The following is a 17,043-nucleotide window of genomic DNA, read 5'->3' as shown; positions in this document are numbered from 1 at the left end:
GAAATGCTTGTGGCCGAACATCACGGCGCCGAGCATGATCTCTTCGGAGAGCTCCTTGGCCTCCGACTCGACCATCATCACGGCGTCCTGCGTGCCGGCGACGACGAGGTCGAGCACCGACTCCTTCATCTCCTCGATGGTAGGGTTCAGCTTGTAGGCGCCGTCGATATAGCCGACGCGGGCGCCGCCGATCGGGCCCATGAAGGGCACGCCGGAGAGGGTCAGCGCGGCCGAGGTCGCGACCATCGCCAGGATGTCGGGATCGTTCTCGAGGTCATGCTGCAGAACGGTGACCACGACCTGCGTGTCGTTCTTGTAGCCCTCGACGAAGAGCGGGCGGATCGGCCGGTCGATCAGGCGCGAGACCAGCGTCTCCTTCTCGGACGGGCGCCCTTCGCGCTTGAAATAGCCGCCCGGGATGCGGCCGGCGGCGAAGGTCTTCTCCTGGTAGTTCACGGTCAGGGGGAAGAAGTCGAAGCCGGGCTTCGGCTCCTTGGCCGAGACCACGGTCGCGAGCAGCACGGTCTCGCCATAGGTGGCCATCACGGCGCCGTCGGCCTGGCGGGCGACCTTGCCGGTTTCGAGGACGAGCTTGCGGCCGCCCCAGATCAGTTCTTCGGTTTGGATGTCGAACATGGAAAATCGTCTTTCGGTCGGTTCGACCCGTCCGGAGCCTCAGGCCCATGGGCAAGACGGCGGAACGCTCGGAAGGCGGAAAGGGCGCCCGAGCGCTCGGCGATCCTGCCATGGACGTCTTTCGGCGCCCGGCGGGTCAGGCGGGAGCCGCCCCATGCGGCTGCCGCGTCGGCGGGGCGAAGACGCCTGGATGGCGGTGCCCCGAAAGGGAGCCGCCCGGAGCGGGACGCACCGGGCGGAAATCACGTCGATCGTGGATCAGCGGCGGATGCCGAGACGCTCGATCAGGCTCTTGTAGCGGCCTTCGTCCTTGCCCTTGAGATAGTCGAGCAGCGAGCGGCGCTGCGAGACCAGCTTGAGCAGGCCGCGACGGGAGTGGTTGTCCTTCGCGTGCGACTTGAAGTGGCCGGTCAGGTTGTTGATGCGCTCGGTCAGAATCGCGACCTGGACTTCCGGCGAGCCGGTGTCGTTCGGCTTGGTGGCGTATTCCTGGAGCAGCGCGCTCTTGCGCTCGGCAGTGATCGACATCGGGAGATCCTCATCTTGGGGTTGATCTGGCGGGCCGGGCCGGGATGTCGTCCAGCGAGGTCCGAAGCCCGCGAGTGCCTCATCGTGGAAGCGTCGCGCAGCCGGCTCATGCGGGCCGGATGCGGGCCATATACACCAAATCGCGGGAATTGCCAGCAGCAGCGGAACAGGAGGGCAAGCCCCCGGTTGGACTCCCGTCGAGGTTGCAGGAGTTCACGTCATGGCCGTCGCCGCCGAGCCCGCCCCGGTGCGGAAGGTCTCGTCCAGGGACCGTCTCATCATCGCGCTGGCTGCACAATTGAGGGCCGAGCGCGAGACGCGCGCGGCTCTCGCCGAGATCGTCGCCAACGGGCAGCTGGACCGCGAGGTGCTGACGGCGGTGCTGACCGATCCGGTGCCGGTCATCACCCAGGACGACCTCGCTTTCGCCGATCGCTTTCTGGATCAGCCTTCCGGGCTCGTCTCCGGCCGGGAGACGCATTGATGGCGCCGCGTCCAGCCTGGAAAGGCTATCTCAAGCTCTCGCTCGTCTCCTGCGCCGTGGAACTCACCGGCGCCACCAGCCACAGCGAGAAGATTTCCTTCCGCGTGATCAATCGCAAGACCGGCAACACCGTCCGGCGCCAATATGTCGACAGCGTCACCGGCAAGCCGGTCGCCGACGACGACGAGATCAAGGGCTACGAGACCGGCGACGACGAATATCTCCTGGTCGAGGAGGATGAGATCGAATCGGTCCAGATCGAATCCTCGCACACGCTCTCGATCGAGCATTTCGTCGACCGTGCCGATATTCCGCAGATCTATTTCGACACACCGTATTACGTCACGCCCTCCGACGAGGTCTCGGAGGAAGCCTTCGCGGTGATCCGAGAGGCGATGGCCAGGCAGAAGAAAGCCGGCATCGCCCGCATTGTGCTCTACCGGCGCGAGCGCCCTGTGATGATCGAGCCCTTCGACAAGGGGCTCCTCCTGACCACGCTGCGCTACGACAAGACCGTCCGCAAGCCGGAAGAGATCTTCGACGGCATGGGCGAGGAGAAGATCGACCCGGATCTGATCGACCTCGCGACGCACATCATCGACAAGAAGCAGGCCGAGTTCGACCCGTCCGGCTTCGACGATCGCTACGAGGACGCGCTGATGGAGCTGATCCGCGCCAAGCAGAAGGGCAAGAAGCCGCCGGTCGTTCAGGCTGCGGAGCGCCCGGCCAATGTGGTGAACCTGTTCGACGCGCTGAAAAAAAGTCTGGCGGCCGATGGCGGCGATGCGGCGCCGGGCCCGAAGAGCAAGGCCAGCTCCGGCGGCGGCAAGACGGCGAGCAAGAGCGGAACGAAGGCGGCCAAGACGAAAGCCAAGCCCTCTGGCGCCAAGGCCCGCAAAAGCGCCTGACCATCGGGGCTTCGGTGACGGAGAGACACGGCGATGGCGACCCTCGACCTCTACCGTTCAAAGCGTGATTTCACCCGCACGCGCGAGCCCAAGGGCGGGGCCAGGAAGGGCAAGAAGACATCCGTCGGTGGCGCCTTCGTCGTGCAGAAGCATGCCGCCCGCCGCCTGCACTACGATTTCCGCCTGGAATATGACGGCGTGCTGTGGTCCTGGGCCGTCACAAAAGGCCCCAGCCTCGACCCCGACGAGAAGCGGCTTGCCGTCCACACCGAGGACCACCCGCTCGAATATGGCGGCTTCGAGGGCACGATCCCTGCGGGACAATATGGCGGCGGCTCGGTGATCGTCTGGGATGAGGGGCAGTGGACGCCGGAAGGCGACCCGCAGACCGGCATGAAGAAGGGCCATCTCGCCTTCACCCTGACCGGGCACAAGCTGCAGGGGCGCTGGCATCTGGTCCGGCTCAAGCCCCGCCGTGGCGAGAAGCGCGACAACTGGCTTCTGATGAAGGTGGATGACGAGCACGCCTCCACCGACGAGGATATTCTGGAGACGCAGCCGGACTCGGTGAAATCGGGCCTCTCGGTGGAGGCTGTCGCGCAGGACGACAGCAAGGGTGTCTGGGATACGAAAAAGCCGGCTAAGGAAGCCGCGGCCGGAGCCCGGCCGGTGCGCAAGACCAGCTCCGGCAACACCAGTTCCGGCGCGACCACCGCCAAGCAGCCCGGCCCGGCTAGGAAGGCCTCGCGCAAGGCGAAAGCCGCCGGCAGCGCGGCCTTGCCCGACTTCGTCGAGCCCTGCCTCGCCACGCTCGTGGAAAAACCGCCCTCGGGCGAGACCTGGCTGCATGAGGTCAAGTTCGACGGATACCGCCTGCAAGCGCGGGTGAAGGACGGGAAGGTTCGGCTCCTGACCCGTTCGGGGCTCGACTGGACGCCCCGTTTCGGCCGCGGCCTCGTCGAGACGCTCGCTGCGCTGCCCTGCGACGAAGCCCTGCTCGATGGCGAACTCGTGGCGCTCGGCAGCGGCGGGATCTCCTCCTTCTCGGCGCTCCAGCAGGCCCTGTCCGAGGGCAAATCCGCAGGGATGGTCTATTTCGCCTTCGATCTCCTGCATCTCGACGGGGAGGACCTCAGGGCCCAGCCGCTGATCGCGCGCAAGGAGCGGCTGGAACATCTGCTGGGCGCCGCCGCGGCCGAAGGATCGCTGCGCTACAGCGAGCATTTCGTCGAGCCGGGCGCGACCATGCTCACCCATGCCTGTCGCATGGGGCTGGAGGGCGTCATCTCCAAACGTGCCGATGCGCCCTATCGCAGCGGCCGCGGACGCGACTGGGTGAAGTCGAAATGCACCCAGCGCCAGGAGTTCGTCATCGCGGGGTATGTTCCGTCCCAGGCTTCGCCGCGCCGGCTCGGCTCGATTCTCGCCGCCTATCACGAGGATGGCGAGCTGAAGCCCGCCGGCCGCGTCGGCACGGGTTTCACCGCCGCCTCCGCTGCGGCGCTGAAGAAGAAGCTCGATGCGCTGACGACCGAGGAACCTCCCTTCGCCGGCAAGCCCGGCCGTGAGCGCGGTGTCGTCTGGGTGAAGCCGCAACTCGTCGCCGAGGTCGAGTTCCGCGCCTGGACGGCCTCGAAGACCCTGCGCCACGCCTCCTTCCTCGGCCTGAGAGAGGACAAGCCGGCGGATGAGGTGGTGGCGGAAAAGCCGGCCGAGAAACCAGCGGCGAAACCGTCACCCAAGCGGGCAGGAGCCCAGCGCGCGCCCTTGCCGCAAACCAGCGTGAAGCTCACCAGCCCCGACAAGCCGCTCTGGCCGCAGGACGGCTTCACCAAGCAGGATCTGCTGGCCTATTACGCCAGGGTCTGGCCGCTGATGCAGCGCTTCGTGGTTGGCCGGCCGCTCAGCCTCGTGAGGGCGCCGAACGGCATCGAAGGCCACCGCTTCTTCCAGAAGCATGCCGGGCCGGGCATGCATCCGGCGGTGAAGCGCCGCAAGGACAGCGACGGCGAAGAGCTGATCTTCATCGAGGATTTCGACGGCCTCGCCGCGCTCGTTCAGCTCGGGACGGTCGAGATCCATGTCTGGGGCGCGACGATGGACGCCGTGGAAACGCCGGATCAGGTCATTTTCGACCTTGATCCCGATGCGGGCGTCCCCATCGAGCGCGTGCGCGAAGGTGCCGAGACGGTGCGCCGCCATCTCGCCGATCTCGGCTTCGAGAGCCTGCTCAAGGTCTCCGGCGGCAAGGGCTATCACGTCGTGCTGCCGCTGAAGCCGAAGGCCGATTGGGAGCGCGTGAAGGGTTTCGCCCATGATTTCGCCAGGGCGATGGAGGCGGCCGAGCCGAAGCTCTACACCGCGACCCTATCGAAGCGGGCCCGTCGCGGTCGCATCTTCGTCGATTATCTCCGCAATGGCCGCGGCGCGACCGCGATCGCGCCCTATTCGACCCGCGCCCGGCCCGGTGTACCTCTCGCGCTTCCGATCGCCTGGGAGGATCTGTCACGGACCGATCCCGACGCCTTCAAGGCGCGGGACCTGATCGAAGGCGCGGTGCCGCCCGATCTGTGGGCCGATTTCTTCAAGGGGAAGAAGCCGCTCACCGGTGGCTGAGCGCCGCCTGCGACCGAGCCGTCAAGCCTTGCGGAACCGCTTCTCGCCGATGCTGAGCGTGCCGCGCTTGAGCTGGCCGGATGCGACCCAGCCGGCTTCCCCCTCGAAATAGAGCCTGGAGCGATCGACCGCATAGCGGCCCAGATGCTGGGCGCCGAGCGCAGGCTTCTGCTTCTGGAATTGGCCGTTCGGCCGCAGATCGATCAGGATGCTGCCGTCCTCGGTCTTCCAGGTGCCGATGGCGGCCAATTCGAACGGATCGGGCGCATCGGCCTCGGCGAGATCGATTTCGAGCGGGCGGGTCTGACGGTCCCCGGGCGCCAGTACGGCTGCGAACTGTCCGAGCACCTGGAAAACATCGCTGATCGGCATGGCTTGGTCTCCCCATCTGCGACGGAAAGGCCGCTCGCCGGCGCCTGCGCCGGAAGCGACGACGCAACGCAAAGCCCATGGCTTCGGGTGGCCGGCGTGACGGTTGCTGGAAAAGGGATGATGCGGGCGTCGGAACGCGGGCATCCGGGTCACAGATAGGGCTGAGCCGGAACCTTGCAAGACCAGGCGACAGAAAAAGGCGCCCCGGAGGGCGCCTTGCATTCTGCATTGCGGGATGGAGCGCAATTCAGGGGGCTCTGAGAGGCTCCGCGCGGCTGCTTGCGCAACGCCGGAGCGAACGCGCTCAGAACTCCTCCCAGCCATCGTCCTGGCGGCTGGCCGCGGCCTTGCGCGGGGCAGGGGCGGCCTTGGTCTGGGCGAAGGCGGCCTCGGCGAGCTGGCGCAGGCGCTCGGGCTCGCTATCGCCCGCCGCGAGATGGCCGGCGGTTGCCGCCACCGGGCGCGGGGCAGGGCGGGGAGCGGGAGCGGGGGCGTGGCGGGCCGCGGCGCGGGCCGAGCCGACGGCGGCGGCCTGGGCCATCGGCGCGGCATAGGCGTGAGCCTGCATCGCCTGCCCCTCGCGGCCGGTCTTGAACTGCGCCACGAGATCGTTGAGCTGGCCGATGCGGTCGGAGAGGGCGTTGGCCGAGGCGGCGCTCTCTTCGGCGAGCGCGGCGTTCTGCTGCGTCATCTCGTCGAGATGCGCCACGGCTTGAGCCATTTCGTCGATGCCGCTGGACTGCTCCCCCGAGGCGGCGGAAATATCGGCGATGGTCGCCGCGACCTTCTGCGACGCGGCGAGGATCTGCGAGAGCTGCTCGCCGGCCTGGCGCACCAGCTTCACGCCGCCCTCGACCTCGCTGTTGGAGGAGGAGATCAGCGACGAGATATCCTTGGCCGCATCGCTGGAGCGCTGGGCCAGGGTGCGGACTTCCGAGGCGACGACGGCGAAGCCCTTGCCCGCCTCGCCGGCACGCGCCGCTTCCACCGCCGCATTGAGGGCGAGCAGGTTGGTCTGGAAGGCGATGTCGTCGATGACGCGGATGATGTCGGAGATCTTCTGCGAGGCGGTCTCGATCCGGGCCATGGCCTCGACGGCTTGGCCGGCGATGGCGCCGCCATTCTGCGCCGCCTGCATCGCTTCCGCGGCGATACGCGCCGCATCGCGCGAGCCCTGCGCCGAGGCCTTGACGCTCGCCGCAAGCTGTTCGGTGGTCGCGGCGGTTTCCTCCAGGGAGGACGCCTGATCCTCCGTGCGCTTGGAGAGATCGTCCGCGCCCGTCTTGATCTCGCGCGACGCCAGCCCGACATCGGCTGCCGTGCTCTGGATCGAGGCGACCGTCTCGCGCAGGCGGTCGACGGTGCGGTTGAAATCCTCGCGCAGCTGGGCGTATTGCGCAGGCACCTCCGCCTGCATTCGCTGGGTGAGATCGCCCTGCGCCAGAGCCGCCAGGCCCTCGGCCAGCCCGGAGACCACGCGCTCCAGCTCCTCCGCATGACGGCGCCGGTCGCGAGCGGATTCGTCGCGATGCGTCTCGTTCTGTCGCCGTTCCGCGTCGATCTCGCGCGCTTTGGCCTTGGCCTCTTCCTCGAAGCGGGTCTTGTCGAGGGACGCTTGACGCAAACCATCGACAGACAGCGCCATCGCACCGAATTCGCTGCCTTTGGCGAAGCTGGGAACCGGGGTTTGGAGATCGCCTTCCGACAGGCGGTGCAGCGCGGCACCGAGCAGGCCCACGGGCTTCATCATCCGACGCACGAGCAGGAACAGAAGCAGCCCCGACACGACGGCAATCGCGAGCCCCGCAAGCACGTTCTCAAAGATCATGTCGTCGATAACGGTCAGGAATTCGCTCTGTCGCAGGCCGACATAGAGGATGCCGATGACCTTGCCGTCGGATTTCTGGACGATGGGCTCATAGATGGTGAAGTAGGGCACGCCCAGAATATCGGCCTGTCCCGCATAGGTGCGCTTCTGCGTGAAAACCGTCTCATAGGCCGGGCCGGCGGCCAGTTTGGTGCCGATGGCGCGCGATCCGTCAGGCTTCTGGACATTGGTGGCGATGCGCACATCGCCCATGAAGACGGTGGCCGTGCCGCCGGACAGGGCCTTGACCTTGTCCACGGCGGCGAAATTGCCATTCATCTCCTCCTTGCCGAAGAAGAGCTTCTCACCGTCTACGCGCGGTTCGCCTTTCGCCTGAAGCAGATCCCGCAGGATGTTGAGATTAACGGTCAGGCTCGCCTGCGCCCTCTGGCGCATCGCCATGTCGGCTTCGCGTAACGAGACGAAAACGGATGCCGCGACGGCAAACCCGACGATGACGACTGCTGTGATGGCAAGTCGCGTGGCGATCGGCATCTGCAGAGAAAGCAGCTTCTTCATGTCCTCACCGATCTGTCGGGGAAGCGAATCCGAAACGGCAGGCTAGGACCACGCCGGGCCGCGGCCATGGACATCGAGCAACGATTTCACATCGGCTCGATATTGTGCCGCCCGCAGTATCCAGCTGGGTCGCCCACCTCAGTTGTTTTGATCCAACGCAAGAATCGACTAAAAAAAATAAGAAAACGTTTAAAGTGCATGGAATGGCCCTCTCGCCCGAGACGAGAACCCGAAGGCCCCGGGCGGCTTGGCGACCTCCTGCTCTTGATACCGGGCGCCTGCCTGAACATCTTGGCAGTCCGTCTCTCCTGCTCCGGTTTCCCTGATGTCCGAGTCCAGCGCCTCACCCGTCATGCACGCCACCACCATTTTGATGGTGCGAAAGGGCGGCCGCGTCGTCATCGGCGGTGACGGGCAGGTCTCGCTGGGACAGACGATCATGAAGGGCAATGCCCGCAAGGTTCGCCGGCTCGCCAAGGGCCAGGTGATCGCCGGCTTCGCGGGGGCGACCGCCGATGCCTTCACGCTGTTCGAGCGGCTGGAAAGCAAGCTGGAGCAGTATCCGACGCAATTGCTGCGCGCCTGCGTCGAACTCGCCAAGGACTGGCGCACCGACCGTTACCTGCGCCGTCTCGAGGCGATGCTGCTCGTTGCCGACAAGGAGGTCTCGCTGCTGATCTCCGGCACCGGCGACGTGCTGGAGCCGGAAGCGAGCGAGCATGGCGCGGTGATGGCGATAGGCTCGGGCGGCAATTACGCATTATCGGCCGCCCGCGCGCTGATCGATGTCGAGCCCGACGCCGAGGCGATCGTTCGCAAGGCGATGAAGATCGCCGGCGACATCTGCGTCTATACCAATCATTCGCTCGTGATCGAGACGCTCGAGGCGACCTGAGTCCGCTTCGCCTCGCCCGATCGCCCCTTTTCGGATCAGACACGCTTCATGACCAGCTTTTCCCCCCGCGAGATCGTTTCCGAACTCGACCGCTTCATCGTCGGCCAGAAGGATGCCAAGCGCGCCGTCGCCATCGCGCTGCGCAACCGCTGGCGCCGCCAGCAGCTGGACGGGCCGCTGCGCGAGGAGGTTTCGCCGAAGAACATCCTGATGATCGGCCCCACCGGCTGCGGCAAGACCGAGATCGCCCGCCGCCTCGCCAAGCTGGCGAATGCCCCGTTTCTCAAGGTCGAGGCGACGAAATTCACCGAAGTCGGCTATGTCGGCCGCGACGTCGAATCGATCGTGCGCGATCTCCTGGAAGTCGCGATCGCGCTGGTGCGCGAGGCCAGGCGCAAGGATGTCGAAGCCAAGGCGCATCTGGCGGCCGAGGAGCGGGTGCTCGACGCGCTGGTGGGCGCCAATTCCAGCCAGGCGACGCGCGACTCCTTCCGGCGCAAGCTGCGCAACAACGAGATGGACGACAAGGAGATCGAGGTCGAGGTCGCCTCCGGCGCCGGGGCCGCCGCGCCGATGTTCGAGGTCCCCGGCATGCCTGGCGCCTCGATCGGCGCGATCAACCTCTCCGACATGTTCGGCAAGGCCTTCGGCCAGAGGGGCAAGCCCCGGCGCATGCTGGTCAAGGACGCCTACCAGCCGCTGCTGGCCGAGGAGAGCGACAAGCTCATCGACCAGGACGCCATCGTCCAGGCGGCGATCCGCGAGGTCGAGAACAACGGTATCGTCTTCCTCGACGAGATCGACAAGATCTGCGCCCGCGAGGGCAAGGGCGGCGCCGATGTCTCGCGCGAGGGCGTGCAGCGCGACCTGCTGCCGCTGATCGAAGGCACCACCGTCGCCACCAAGCACGGCGCGGTGAAGAGCGACCACATCCTCTTCATCGCCTCGGGCGCCTTCCACGTCTCGCGCCCCTCCGACTTGCTGCCGGAGCTGCAGGGTCGCCTGCCGATCCGAGTCGAGCTCTCTCCCCTCGACATCGAGGACTTCAAGCGCATCCTCACCGAGACCGAAGCGAGCCTGATCAAGCAGTCCGTGGCGCTGATGGAGACCGAGCAGGTCGCGGTGACCTTCGAGCCCGATGCGATCGACGCCATCGCCCGGATCGCCGTCGAGGTGAATTCCACGGTCGAGAACATCGGCGCACGCCGGCTCCAGACCGTGATCGAACGCATTCTCGACGAGATTTCCTTCACCGCGCCCGATCGCGCCGGCGAGGTGGTCACGATCGACGCGGCCTATGTCGAGGCGCGCATCGGCGACCTTGCGAAGAACGCGGACCTCAGCCGCTTCATTCTTTAGGGCTCGTGTTCGTCTTCAATTTTGGTTAAGTTGAAGACGAAGGAGCTTGCCATGCCGCGCACCACCACCATGACCGTCCGCGTCGGCGGGGTGCTCAGCGATTTCATCGCCCGCAATGTCGGCGAGGATGGCGCCTACGAGAACATCAGCGAATATGTCCGGGACCTCATCCGTCGCGACAAGGAGCGGGTCGAACAGGAGGCGTTTGACCGGCTGAGGGCGGAACTCACGCTCGCGTTCGCCGCGCCGGAAGAGAGCTATCGGCCGCTCACCGCAGCCGAGGTGATCGCACGCAACAAGGTCAGCCCTTGAGCGCTGTTCGCGTCCAACAGGCGGCCTCCCGCCGGCTCGACGAGATTTATCACTACACGCGGGACCGCTTCGGCGACGATCAGGCGGAGCGCTACATTCAAGGGCTGTTCGAGGCTTTCGCGAAAATCGAAAGCCACGCCGTGCTGTCGCGCGCTGTCCCGGCCGAATTCGGGGTCGATGGGTTCAGCTTCCGCTACGAGCACCACATCGTCTATTGGCGCAGACTTTCGAGCGGCGAGATCGGCATCGTGACGATCCTCCACGAGCGGATGCACCAGATCGAACGCTTTCGCGAGGATTTCGGACTGTGAAGGACCGCGAAGCCTCCAGCCTCGCTCGCGATTCGGCGCTGGTCGGGGCCGCGACGATCGCCTCGCGGCTGCTGGGTTTCGCCCGCGACGTGCTGATCGCCCGGCTGCTCGGCGGCGGGCCGGTGGCGGATGCCTACCTCGCCGCGCTGCGGCTGCCCAATCTGGTGCGCCGGGTGCTGGGCGAGGGCGGGCTCAACGCGCCCTTCGTCCCGCTCTATCTGGCCATCGCGCGCGAACGGGGGCTCGGCGAGGCCCGCCGTTTCGCGGCGCAGGCCACCGGCCATCTGGCGATCTTCCTCCTGCTGCTCGTCGCGCTGGGCGAAATGGCGGCGCCCTGGCTGGTGCTGGCCCTTGCCGGCGGCTTCGCGCAGGAGCCGCAGACCCTGGCTTATGCCGCCCTCTACACGCAGCTCATGCTGCCCTTTCTGCTGCTGACCACCCTGGCTTCCCTTCTCGCCGCGCTGCTCAATGCCGAGAGGCGCTTCGCCGTCGCCGCGCTGGCGCCGGCCCTGATGAACGCGGTGCTGCTGGCCCTTCTGATCGCGCTGCATCTCTTCGGCACGGCGCCGGAAGCGGCCGCCCGCTGGCTCTCCATCGGCGTCAGTCTGACCGGGCTCGCCCATCTCGTCATGATCCTGCTGGCGCTGCGCGGTCTCGGCCTGCCCTGGCCGCGCCTCGGCTGGTCGCCGGATATGACGCGGCTGCTGAAGACCGGCGGGGCGACGCTGCTCGCAGCCTCGGCGGCGCAGCTCGTCCTGCTGGTCGCGACACAGATCGCCTCGATCGAGCCGGGCGCGGTCTCGGCGCTGTATTACGCCGATCGCGTCTTCCAGCTGCCGCTCGGCTTCGTTGGCGTCGCGATGGGAACGGTCGTGCTCTCGGAGATGGCCGAGGCGGCCCGCGAGGATGGTCCCGACGCCATGCTGGGCCGCTCGCTGGGCCTGGGGCTGGCCTTGGGCTTGCCGGCGGCCACGGCGCTCGTCGTTCTGGCCGATCCGATCGTCTCGGTGCTGTTCGAGCATGGCCGCTTCGGCGCCGAGGATCGCGAGCGCACCGCCGCGGCGCTGGCGGCCTTCGGGGGAGGGCTGCCCTTCGCGGTCGCGGCCAAGGTCTTCGGCCAGGTCTATTTCGCGCGGCGCCAATCGCGCCTGCCGCTTGTGTCGGGCGGGCTGGCACTGCTCGTCGCGGTTCTGGCGGGGCTCGCTCTGGCGCGCCCCGACAATGCCGCGCCGATGGCGGCGCTGGCCGCGACGCTGGCTTTCGTGGCGCAGGCCGTCTGGCTGGGCGCCATGCTGATCCGCGACGGCATCTGGCGGCCCGGTGCGAGCAATCTGCGTCCCGTCGCCGCCAGCCTCGTCTCCAGCGCGCTGATGGCCGGCGCGCTGGTGCTGCTGCTACGCCTCACGGCGGTCCCGCTGGCGCTCGACCAGCCTGGCTGGCATCGCCTCGGCGCGCTCGGGATGGTCTGCGCCGGCGGCTTTGCGGTGTATGCTGGGCTCGCATGGCTGCTGGGCGCGCTAGAGGCCCTCCCCTTGCGCAAGCGGCGGGGTTGAGCCAGAAGCGCCGCTTCTTTCCTCCATCGTGACGACGGAGCGCCCCATGTCGGGTTTTCACCAGCGCGTTTTTTCCGGCATGCAGCCGACCTCGACGCTGCATCTCGGCAATTATCTCGGCGCGCTGACCAACTGGGTGGCGATGCAGAAGACGCATGAATGCATCTATTGCGTCGTCGACATGCACGCGATCACGATGTGGCAGGACCCGGCCGATCTCAAGCGCGCGATCCGGGAGGTCACGGCCGCCTATATCGCCGCCGGCGTCGATCCCAAGGGCAGCATCATCTTCAACCAGAGCCAGGTCTCCGGCCATGCCGAACTCGGCTGGGTGTTCAACTGCGTCGCGCGCCTCGGCTGGCTCAACCGCATGACCCAGTTCAAGGAAAAGGCCGGCAAGGACCGCGAGAACGCCTCGGTCGGGCTTTATGCCTATCCGAACCTGATGGCGGCCGACATCCTGCTCTACAAGGCGACGCATGTCCCGGTCGGCGAGGACCAGAAGCAGCATCTGGAACTCACCCGCGACATCGCCCAGAAGTTCAACAACGATTTCGGCCCGCAGATCGCGGAACTGGGCCTCGGCACCGGCGATCTCGGCTTCTTTCCGCAGCCCGAGCCGATGATTCAGGGTCCGGCGCCGCGGGTGATGAGCCTGCGCGACGGCACCAAGAAGATGTCGAAATCCGACGCTTCGGACAATTCGCGCATCAACCTCACCGACGATGCCGAGACGATCGCGCAGAAGATCCGCAAGGCCAAGACCGACCCCGACGCCCTGCCCTCCGAGACCAAGGGGCTCGAAGGCCGGCCGGAGGCGGAGAATCTCGTCGGCATCTACGCCGGCCTGTCCGGCACGACCAAGGAGGCGGTGCTGGCGCAATTCGGCGGCGGCCAGTTCTCCGGCTTCAAGGCCGCGCTGGTCGATCTGGCAGTGGAGAAGCTTAGCCCGATCGCCGGCGAGATGCGCCGTCTGCTGGATGATCCGCGCCATATCGACGCGATTCTGGGCGAGGGCGCGGCCCGTGCCGAGGCGATTGCCGCCCCGATCATGCGCGAGGTCAAGGACATCGTCGGCTTCGTCCGGCGCTGACGCCGCCCGCGTCCGAGGGCTTGCGCCGGATGCCCGGCGCGGGCCACCATCGGCGTCCCTGAAGCGGTGGCAGGTCATCCATGGTCAAGAAACGGCGGTCCTATGAGACGGGCCATCGCGCGAAATTCCTCGTCGTCGTCGATGACAGCGACGAATGCGCCAAGGCGATCCGCTTCGCGGCCCGCCGCTGCGCCCGCGTCGGCGCGGCGATCGTGCTGCTCGCCATCGCCCCGCCGCCCGAGCACGAGACCTGGCTGGGCGTCGGCGAGGTCATGCGCGCCGAAGCCGAGGCCGAGGCCGAGAAGCGGCTCGACGAGGCGGCCGGCGCGGTGCGCTCCCTCGCCGGGCTGGAGCCGGAAAAGCTCGTGCGCACCGGCGACAAGGCCGACGAATTGCTGAAGCTGATCGAGGAGGACGAGGACATCTCGCTCCTCGTGCTCGCCGCCGGTATCGGGCGTGAGGGGCCTGGCCCGCTCGTCAGCACGCTCGCGGGCAAATCCTCGGCCAGCTTCCCGATTCCCCTCGCCATCGTGCCCGGCCATCTGGACGACGAGGAAATCGACGCGCTGGCGTGACGGAATCGGCATCCGGGCCGCCGTTGCGCTGGAATGATTCCAGCTCGCGGCCTATATCTCGGGCAGGACCGGCGACCTTGAACCGCCGGCACCGGAGATCGCCATGTTCATCCAGACTGAAGCCACGCCGAATCCGGCGACCCTGAAATTCCTGCCCGGCCGCATCGTCATGGGCAACGGCACGCTCGATCTGCGCGAAGGCGCCGAGGCCGTGCGCTCGCCGCTGGCGCAGCGCCTGTTCGGTGTGCCCGGCGTGACGGGCGTCTTCCTCGGCTCCGATTTCATCACCGTCACCAAGGCGGATGGCGAATGGGCGCATCTGAAGCCCGCCATTCTCGGCGCCATCATGGAGCATTTCATGTCCGGCGCGCCGGTCCTCGCCGAGGGGGCGGATGCGGCGACGAACGAGGAGGGCGAGTTTTTCGAGCCCGCCGATGCCCAGACGGTCGAAACCATCAAGGATCTGCTCGAAACCCGCATTCGCCCGGCGGTGGCGGGCGATGGCGGGGACATCACCTTCCGCGGCTATCGCGACGGCACGGTCTACCTCGCCATGAAGGGCTCCTGCTCCGGCTGCCCCTCCTCGACCGCGACGCTGAAGCACGGCATCCAGAACCTGCTGCGCCATTTCCTGCCCGAGGTTCAGGAGGTCGAGGCGGTCTGACCGCCTTTGCACCGGCGCTCCCGGGATCTCCTGGCATGTTGCGTCGCTTGCCGCGAAAAGGCTAAGCCACGCGGATGCGCATTCTCGCCATAGACACCGCGCTCGGCGCCTGCTCGGCCTGCGTTCTGGAGGCTGGAGCCGACGAGCCGCTCGCCATTGAGCGGCTGCCGATGGATCGCGGCCACGCCGAGGCGCTGATGCCGCTCGTCGAGCGGGTCATGACGGGCGTCGAAGGCGGTTTCGCCTCGCTCGGCCGCGTCGCCGTCACGGTCGGTCCCGGCAGCTATACCGGCCTTCGCGTCGGCGTAAGCGCGGCCCGTGCCATCGCCTTTGCGCGGGGCATCCCGGCTGTCGGCGTGACCACGGTCGCTGCCTTCGCCGCCCCCCTGATCGGCCGCGAGCAGGGGCGCGTCATCGCCGCCGCTCTCGACGCCAGGCACGGCCAAGTCTGGTTCCAGGCCCTGACGGCCGAAGGCAAGCCGCTGGTCTCCCTTCGCCAGGTGAGTTACCGCGACGCGGCGCGCGCCATCGGGGCCGGCCCCGTGAGCCTCGTCGGCTCCGGCGCGCTCGCCGTCGCCAACGAGGCTTGGGCGATCGGGCTCGATGCGCTGGTGATCGACGGGGCCAAGGCGCCGGATGTCGCCTGGGTCGCACGCCTCGGCCTGATCGCGGATCCTGAGACCGCGCCGCCGCGGCCGCTCTACCTCAAGGCCCCGGAGACGACGCCCCAGGACAAGGCCCGGCTGCCGCGCCGGTGACGCCGCCCTTCAAAACCCTGTTGACCTTCCGCAGGGCCATGCCAATGAGCGGCATGGCATCGACCATGGATTGGCTGCGCAAGCTCCTGCATTCTCAAACCGGGCCTCACCGCACCGGCCCGCTCGACGCGCGCCATGCCGCCCGCGTCTCGGCGCTGCATCGGCAAGGCGGCTTCGCCCGTTTCTGGGATCCGGCCGAATGCGCCGGGCTGATCGCCGATGCCGCCGTGGAGTCCGACGGCGTCTTCTGCGGTGATGCGCGCGAGCCGGAGGGCTTCGTTCTTTCGCGGCTGGCCGCCGACGAGGCGGAAATCCTCTGCATCGTCGTCTCGCCGGCCCGGCGGCAAGGCGGTCTCGGCCGCGCTTTGCTCGCGAGCCATCTCGCCCGCCTCGCCGCGCACGGGGCTGCTACGGTCTTCCTGGAGGTCGAGGAGGGCAACCAGCCGGCCCAGCGGCTCTATCGCTATTTCGGCTTCGTCGAGGTGGCCCGGCGCAAGGGCTACTACCCGAAGCCCGACGGCTCGCGGGCGACCGCGATCGTGATGCGGCTGGAGCTCGCATGAGGCGGGGCGCCGACGGCGCGGCCGGCCTCGGCCCGGGAGCCTATGCGCGGCTCGTCCTGCTGCTGCTGGGCACGCTCGCCTTGCTGCCCTTGCAACTCGCTGCGATGCGAATCGCGCCCCGCCGCGCCGGAGCGATCCCGCGCCGCTTCCACCGCCTCGCCTGCCGGTGCCTCGGCGTGCGGCGGCAGGTGCGGGGCACGCCTCCGCCGGCCGGGGCGGGCGTGCTGATCGTCGCCAACCATGTCTCCTGGCTCGATATCTGCGTGATGGGCGCCGAGCGTCGGCTTTCCTTCGTCGCCAAGAGCGAAGTGCAGAGCTGGCCGGTGATCGGGAAGCTCGCCGACCTGCAGCGCACCCTCTATATCGACCGGCAGCGCCGCGGCGCCACCGCGGGCGCGGCCGCCGCGATGGGCGCGCGGCTCGCGGCCGGCGACGACATCGTGCTCTTCGCCGAAGGCACGACCGGCGACGGCACGCGCATCCTGCCCTTCCGCTCCTCGCTCCTGGGCGCGGCCCATCATGCGATCGACGAGGCGGGCGGCGACGTCACCGTCTATCCGCTGGCGATCACCTATACCGGCGTCGCCGGCCTGCCGGGCGGCCGGACCGGGCGGGCAGCCCTCGCCTGGTATGGCGACACCGAGCTGTGGCCGCATCTGAAGCATGTGCTGGCGTCAGGCGCCGTCGATGTGGACCTCGCATGGGGCGAGCCGATCGTGATGGGCAAGGCCACCTCCCGCAAGGAGGCGACGCGGCTGGCCGAGCACAGCGTGCGCCATGCGCGCCGCCGCGCGGTCGCCGGCCGCCACGAGGCCTGATCGCTGGCGCGCGCCTTGCTTGGCGGCGGAATGGCTTGCCCCGCCGTTCCCAAGGCGGGCGAACCGGGGTAAGGAGACGGTTTGGAGAACCCGACCGCGACGATGAAGAAAGTCCACATCAAGTCCTTCGGCTGCCAGATGAACGTCTATGACGGGCAGCGCATGGCCGACATTCTGGGCGAGCAGGGCTTCGAGGAGACGGCGTCGCCGGA

Annotated in this window: 18 protein-coding genes and 1 pseudogene; 15 read left to right on the top strand and 4 right to left on the bottom strand. The window is 67.8% G+C overall.

Annotation, left to right across the window (positions count from 1 at the left end; all coding sequences use genetic code 11):
• Together ACOJTB_RS08710 and rpsO are read right to left on the bottom strand one after the other, a co-directional pair.
• A pseudogene (locus tag ACOJTB_RS08710) lies at positions 1–636 on the bottom strand (polyribonucleotide nucleotidyltransferase); the annotation flags it as partial.
• A gap of 258 nt (positions 637–894) precedes the next feature.
• Positions 895–1,164: a 30S ribosomal protein S15 gene (gene rpsO / locus ACOJTB_RS08705; protein WP_420102136.1), complete on the bottom strand. Its 270-nt coding sequence runs from the start codon at positions 1,162–1,164 to the stop codon at positions 895–897.
• A 220-nt stretch (positions 1,165–1,384) separates the two neighbouring features.
• On the opposite strand from rpsO, the gene ACOJTB_RS08700 reads away from it, so the two are divergent.
• Genes ACOJTB_RS08700 through ligD form a run of 3 tightly spaced genes read left to right on the top strand, consistent with a single transcriptional unit; the run spans position 1,385 to position 5,172 of the window.
• On the top strand, positions 1,385–1,648 hold the full coding sequence (locus ACOJTB_RS08700) for a hypothetical protein (protein WP_420102135.1): 264 nt from the start codon (positions 1,385–1,387) through the stop codon (positions 1,646–1,648).
• Positions 1,648–2,556 carry a non-homologous end joining protein Ku gene (gene ku / locus ACOJTB_RS08695; protein ID WP_420102134.1) on the top strand — a complete coding sequence of 303 codons (909 nt, stop codon included), beginning with the start codon at positions 1,648–1,650 and terminating at the stop codon, positions 2,554–2,556. The genes ACOJTB_RS08700 and ku overlap by 1 nt, the downstream gene beginning before the upstream one ends.
• A gap of 33 nt (positions 2,557–2,589) precedes the next feature.
• A complete protein-coding gene (gene ligD / locus ACOJTB_RS08690; protein WP_420102133.1) occupies positions 2,590–5,172 on the top strand; it encodes a DNA ligase D in 2,583 nt (860 codons plus the stop codon).
• 21 nt (positions 5,173–5,193) lie between these two features.
• On the opposite strand, the gene ACOJTB_RS08685 is transcribed toward ligD, so the two are convergent.
• A complete protein-coding gene (locus ACOJTB_RS08685; protein WP_420102132.1) occupies positions 5,194–5,544 on the bottom strand; it encodes an Atu4866 domain-containing protein in 351 nt (116 codons plus the stop codon).
• Positions 5,545–5,848: 304 nt separating this feature from the next.
• The gene (locus ACOJTB_RS08680; protein ID WP_420102131.1) at positions 5,849–7,930 is read right to left on the bottom strand and encodes a methyl-accepting chemotaxis protein; all 2,082 of its coding nucleotides are present in this window, start codon (positions 7,928–7,930) and stop codon (positions 5,849–5,851) included.
• Positions 7,931–8,255: 325 nt separating this feature from the next.
• On the opposite strand from ACOJTB_RS08680, the gene hslV reads away from it, so the two are divergent.
• The 12 genes from hslV to ACOJTB_RS08620 form a co-directional block, all read left to right on the top strand.
• The gene (gene hslV / locus ACOJTB_RS08675) at positions 8,256–8,825 is read left to right on the top strand and encodes an ATP-dependent protease subunit HslV (protein ID WP_420102130.1); all 570 of its coding nucleotides are present in this window, start codon (positions 8,256–8,258) and stop codon (positions 8,823–8,825) included.
• Between the two features lie 48 nt (positions 8,826–8,873).
• Entirely contained in the window at positions 8,874–10,184 is a 1,311-nt protein-coding gene (hslU, locus tag ACOJTB_RS08670) for an ATP-dependent protease ATPase subunit HslU (RefSeq protein WP_420102129.1), read from the top strand.
• A gap of 51 nt (positions 10,185–10,235) precedes the next feature.
• The gene (locus ACOJTB_RS08665; protein ID WP_420102128.1) at positions 10,236–10,496 is read left to right on the top strand and encodes a ribbon-helix-helix domain-containing protein; all 261 of its coding nucleotides are present in this window, start codon (positions 10,236–10,238) and stop codon (positions 10,494–10,496) included.
• On the top strand, positions 10,493–10,807 hold the full coding sequence (locus ACOJTB_RS08660) for a type II toxin-antitoxin system RelE/ParE family toxin (protein WP_420102127.1): 315 nt from the start codon (positions 10,493–10,495) through the stop codon (positions 10,805–10,807). The genes ACOJTB_RS08665 and ACOJTB_RS08660 overlap by 4 nt, the downstream gene beginning before the upstream one ends.
• The gene (murJ, locus tag ACOJTB_RS08655; protein WP_420102126.1) at positions 10,804–12,360 is read left to right on the top strand and encodes a murein biosynthesis integral membrane protein MurJ; all 1,557 of its coding nucleotides are present in this window, start codon (positions 10,804–10,806) and stop codon (positions 12,358–12,360) included. The genes ACOJTB_RS08660 and murJ overlap by 4 nt, the downstream gene beginning before the upstream one ends.
• Positions 12,361–12,406: 46 nt before the next feature.
• A complete protein-coding gene (gene trpS, locus ACOJTB_RS08650) occupies positions 12,407–13,453 on the top strand; it encodes a tryptophan--tRNA ligase (RefSeq protein ID WP_420102125.1) in 1,047 nt (348 codons plus the stop codon).
• 80 nt (positions 13,454–13,533) lie between these two features.
• Complete coding sequence (locus ACOJTB_RS08645) at positions 13,534–14,028, top strand: universal stress protein (RefSeq protein WP_420102124.1); 495 nt, start codon at positions 13,534–13,536, stop codon at positions 14,026–14,028.
• 103 nt (positions 14,029–14,131) lie between these two features.
• On the top strand, positions 14,132–14,692 hold the full coding sequence (locus ACOJTB_RS08640) for a NifU family protein (RefSeq protein ID WP_420102123.1): 561 nt from the start codon (positions 14,132–14,134) through the stop codon (positions 14,690–14,692).
• Between the two features lie 74 nt (positions 14,693–14,766).
• On the top strand, positions 14,767–15,450 hold the full coding sequence (tsaB, locus tag ACOJTB_RS08635) for a tRNA (adenosine(37)-N6)-threonylcarbamoyltransferase complex dimerization subunit type 1 TsaB (protein ID WP_420102122.1): 684 nt from the start codon (positions 14,767–14,769) through the stop codon (positions 15,448–15,450).
• Between the two features lie 53 nt (positions 15,451–15,503).
• Positions 15,504–16,013: a GNAT family N-acetyltransferase gene (locus ACOJTB_RS08630; RefSeq protein ID WP_420102121.1), complete on the top strand. Its 510-nt coding sequence runs from the start codon at positions 15,504–15,506 to the stop codon at positions 16,011–16,013.
• Positions 16,010–16,831: a lysophospholipid acyltransferase family protein gene (locus ACOJTB_RS08625; RefSeq protein WP_420102120.1), complete on the top strand. Its 822-nt coding sequence runs from the start codon at positions 16,010–16,012 to the stop codon at positions 16,829–16,831. Before ACOJTB_RS08630 ends, ACOJTB_RS08625 begins: the two co-directional genes overlap by 4 nt.
• A 102-nt stretch (positions 16,832–16,933) precedes the next feature.
• Positions 16,934–17,043: hypothetical protein (locus ACOJTB_RS08620; RefSeq protein WP_420102137.1), on the top strand; the 110-nt coding region annotated here is incomplete at its 3' end.

The organism is Allobosea sp., assembly GCF_048595345.1.
Lineage (GTDB): Bacteria > Pseudomonadota > Alphaproteobacteria > Rhizobiales > Beijerinckiaceae > Allobosea.
This window is presented reverse-complemented; position numbering and strand designations above follow the sequence as displayed.

Coding starts and splice junctions, on each gene's coding strand:
- tsaB (WP_420102122.1), top strand. CDS start 14,767: ATGCGCATTCTCGCCATAGACACCGCGCTCGGCGCCTGCTCGGCCTGC.
- trpS (WP_420102125.1), top strand. CDS start 12,407: ATGTCGGGTTTTCACCAGCGCGTTTTTTCCGGCATGCAGCCGACCTCG.
- ACOJTB_RS08685 (WP_420102132.1), bottom strand. CDS start 5,544: ATGCCGATCAGCGATGTTTTCCAGGTGCTCGGACAGTTCGCAGCCGTA.
- ACOJTB_RS08645 (WP_420102124.1), top strand. CDS start 13,534: ATGGTCAAGAAACGGCGGTCCTATGAGACGGGCCATCGCGCGAAATTC.
- ku (WP_420102134.1), top strand. CDS start 1,648: ATGGCGCCGCGTCCAGCCTGGAAAGGCTATCTCAAGCTCTCGCTCGTC.
- ligD (WP_420102133.1), top strand. CDS start 2,590: ATGGCGACCCTCGACCTCTACCGTTCAAAGCGTGATTTCACCCGCACG.
- hslV (WP_420102130.1), top strand. CDS start 8,256: ATGTCCGAGTCCAGCGCCTCACCCGTCATGCACGCCACCACCATTTTG.
- ACOJTB_RS08680 (WP_420102131.1), bottom strand. CDS start 7,930: ATGAAGAAGCTGCTTTCTCTGCAGATGCCGATCGCCACGCGACTTGCC.
- hslU (WP_420102129.1), top strand. CDS start 8,874: ATGACCAGCTTTTCCCCCCGCGAGATCGTTTCCGAACTCGACCGCTTC.
- rpsO (WP_420102136.1), bottom strand. CDS start 1,164: ATGTCGATCACTGCCGAGCGCAAGAGCGCGCTGCTCCAGGAATACGCC.
- ACOJTB_RS08700 (WP_420102135.1), top strand. CDS start 1,385: ATGGCCGTCGCCGCCGAGCCCGCCCCGGTGCGGAAGGTCTCGTCCAGG.
- ACOJTB_RS08640 (WP_420102123.1), top strand. CDS start 14,132: ATGTTCATCCAGACTGAAGCCACGCCGAATCCGGCGACCCTGAAATTC.
- ACOJTB_RS08625 (WP_420102120.1), top strand. CDS start 16,010: ATGAGGCGGGGCGCCGACGGCGCGGCCGGCCTCGGCCCGGGAGCCTAT.
- ACOJTB_RS08665 (WP_420102128.1), top strand. CDS start 10,236: ATGCCGCGCACCACCACCATGACCGTCCGCGTCGGCGGGGTGCTCAGC.
- ACOJTB_RS08630 (WP_420102121.1), top strand. CDS start 15,504: ATGGCATCGACCATGGATTGGCTGCGCAAGCTCCTGCATTCTCAAACC.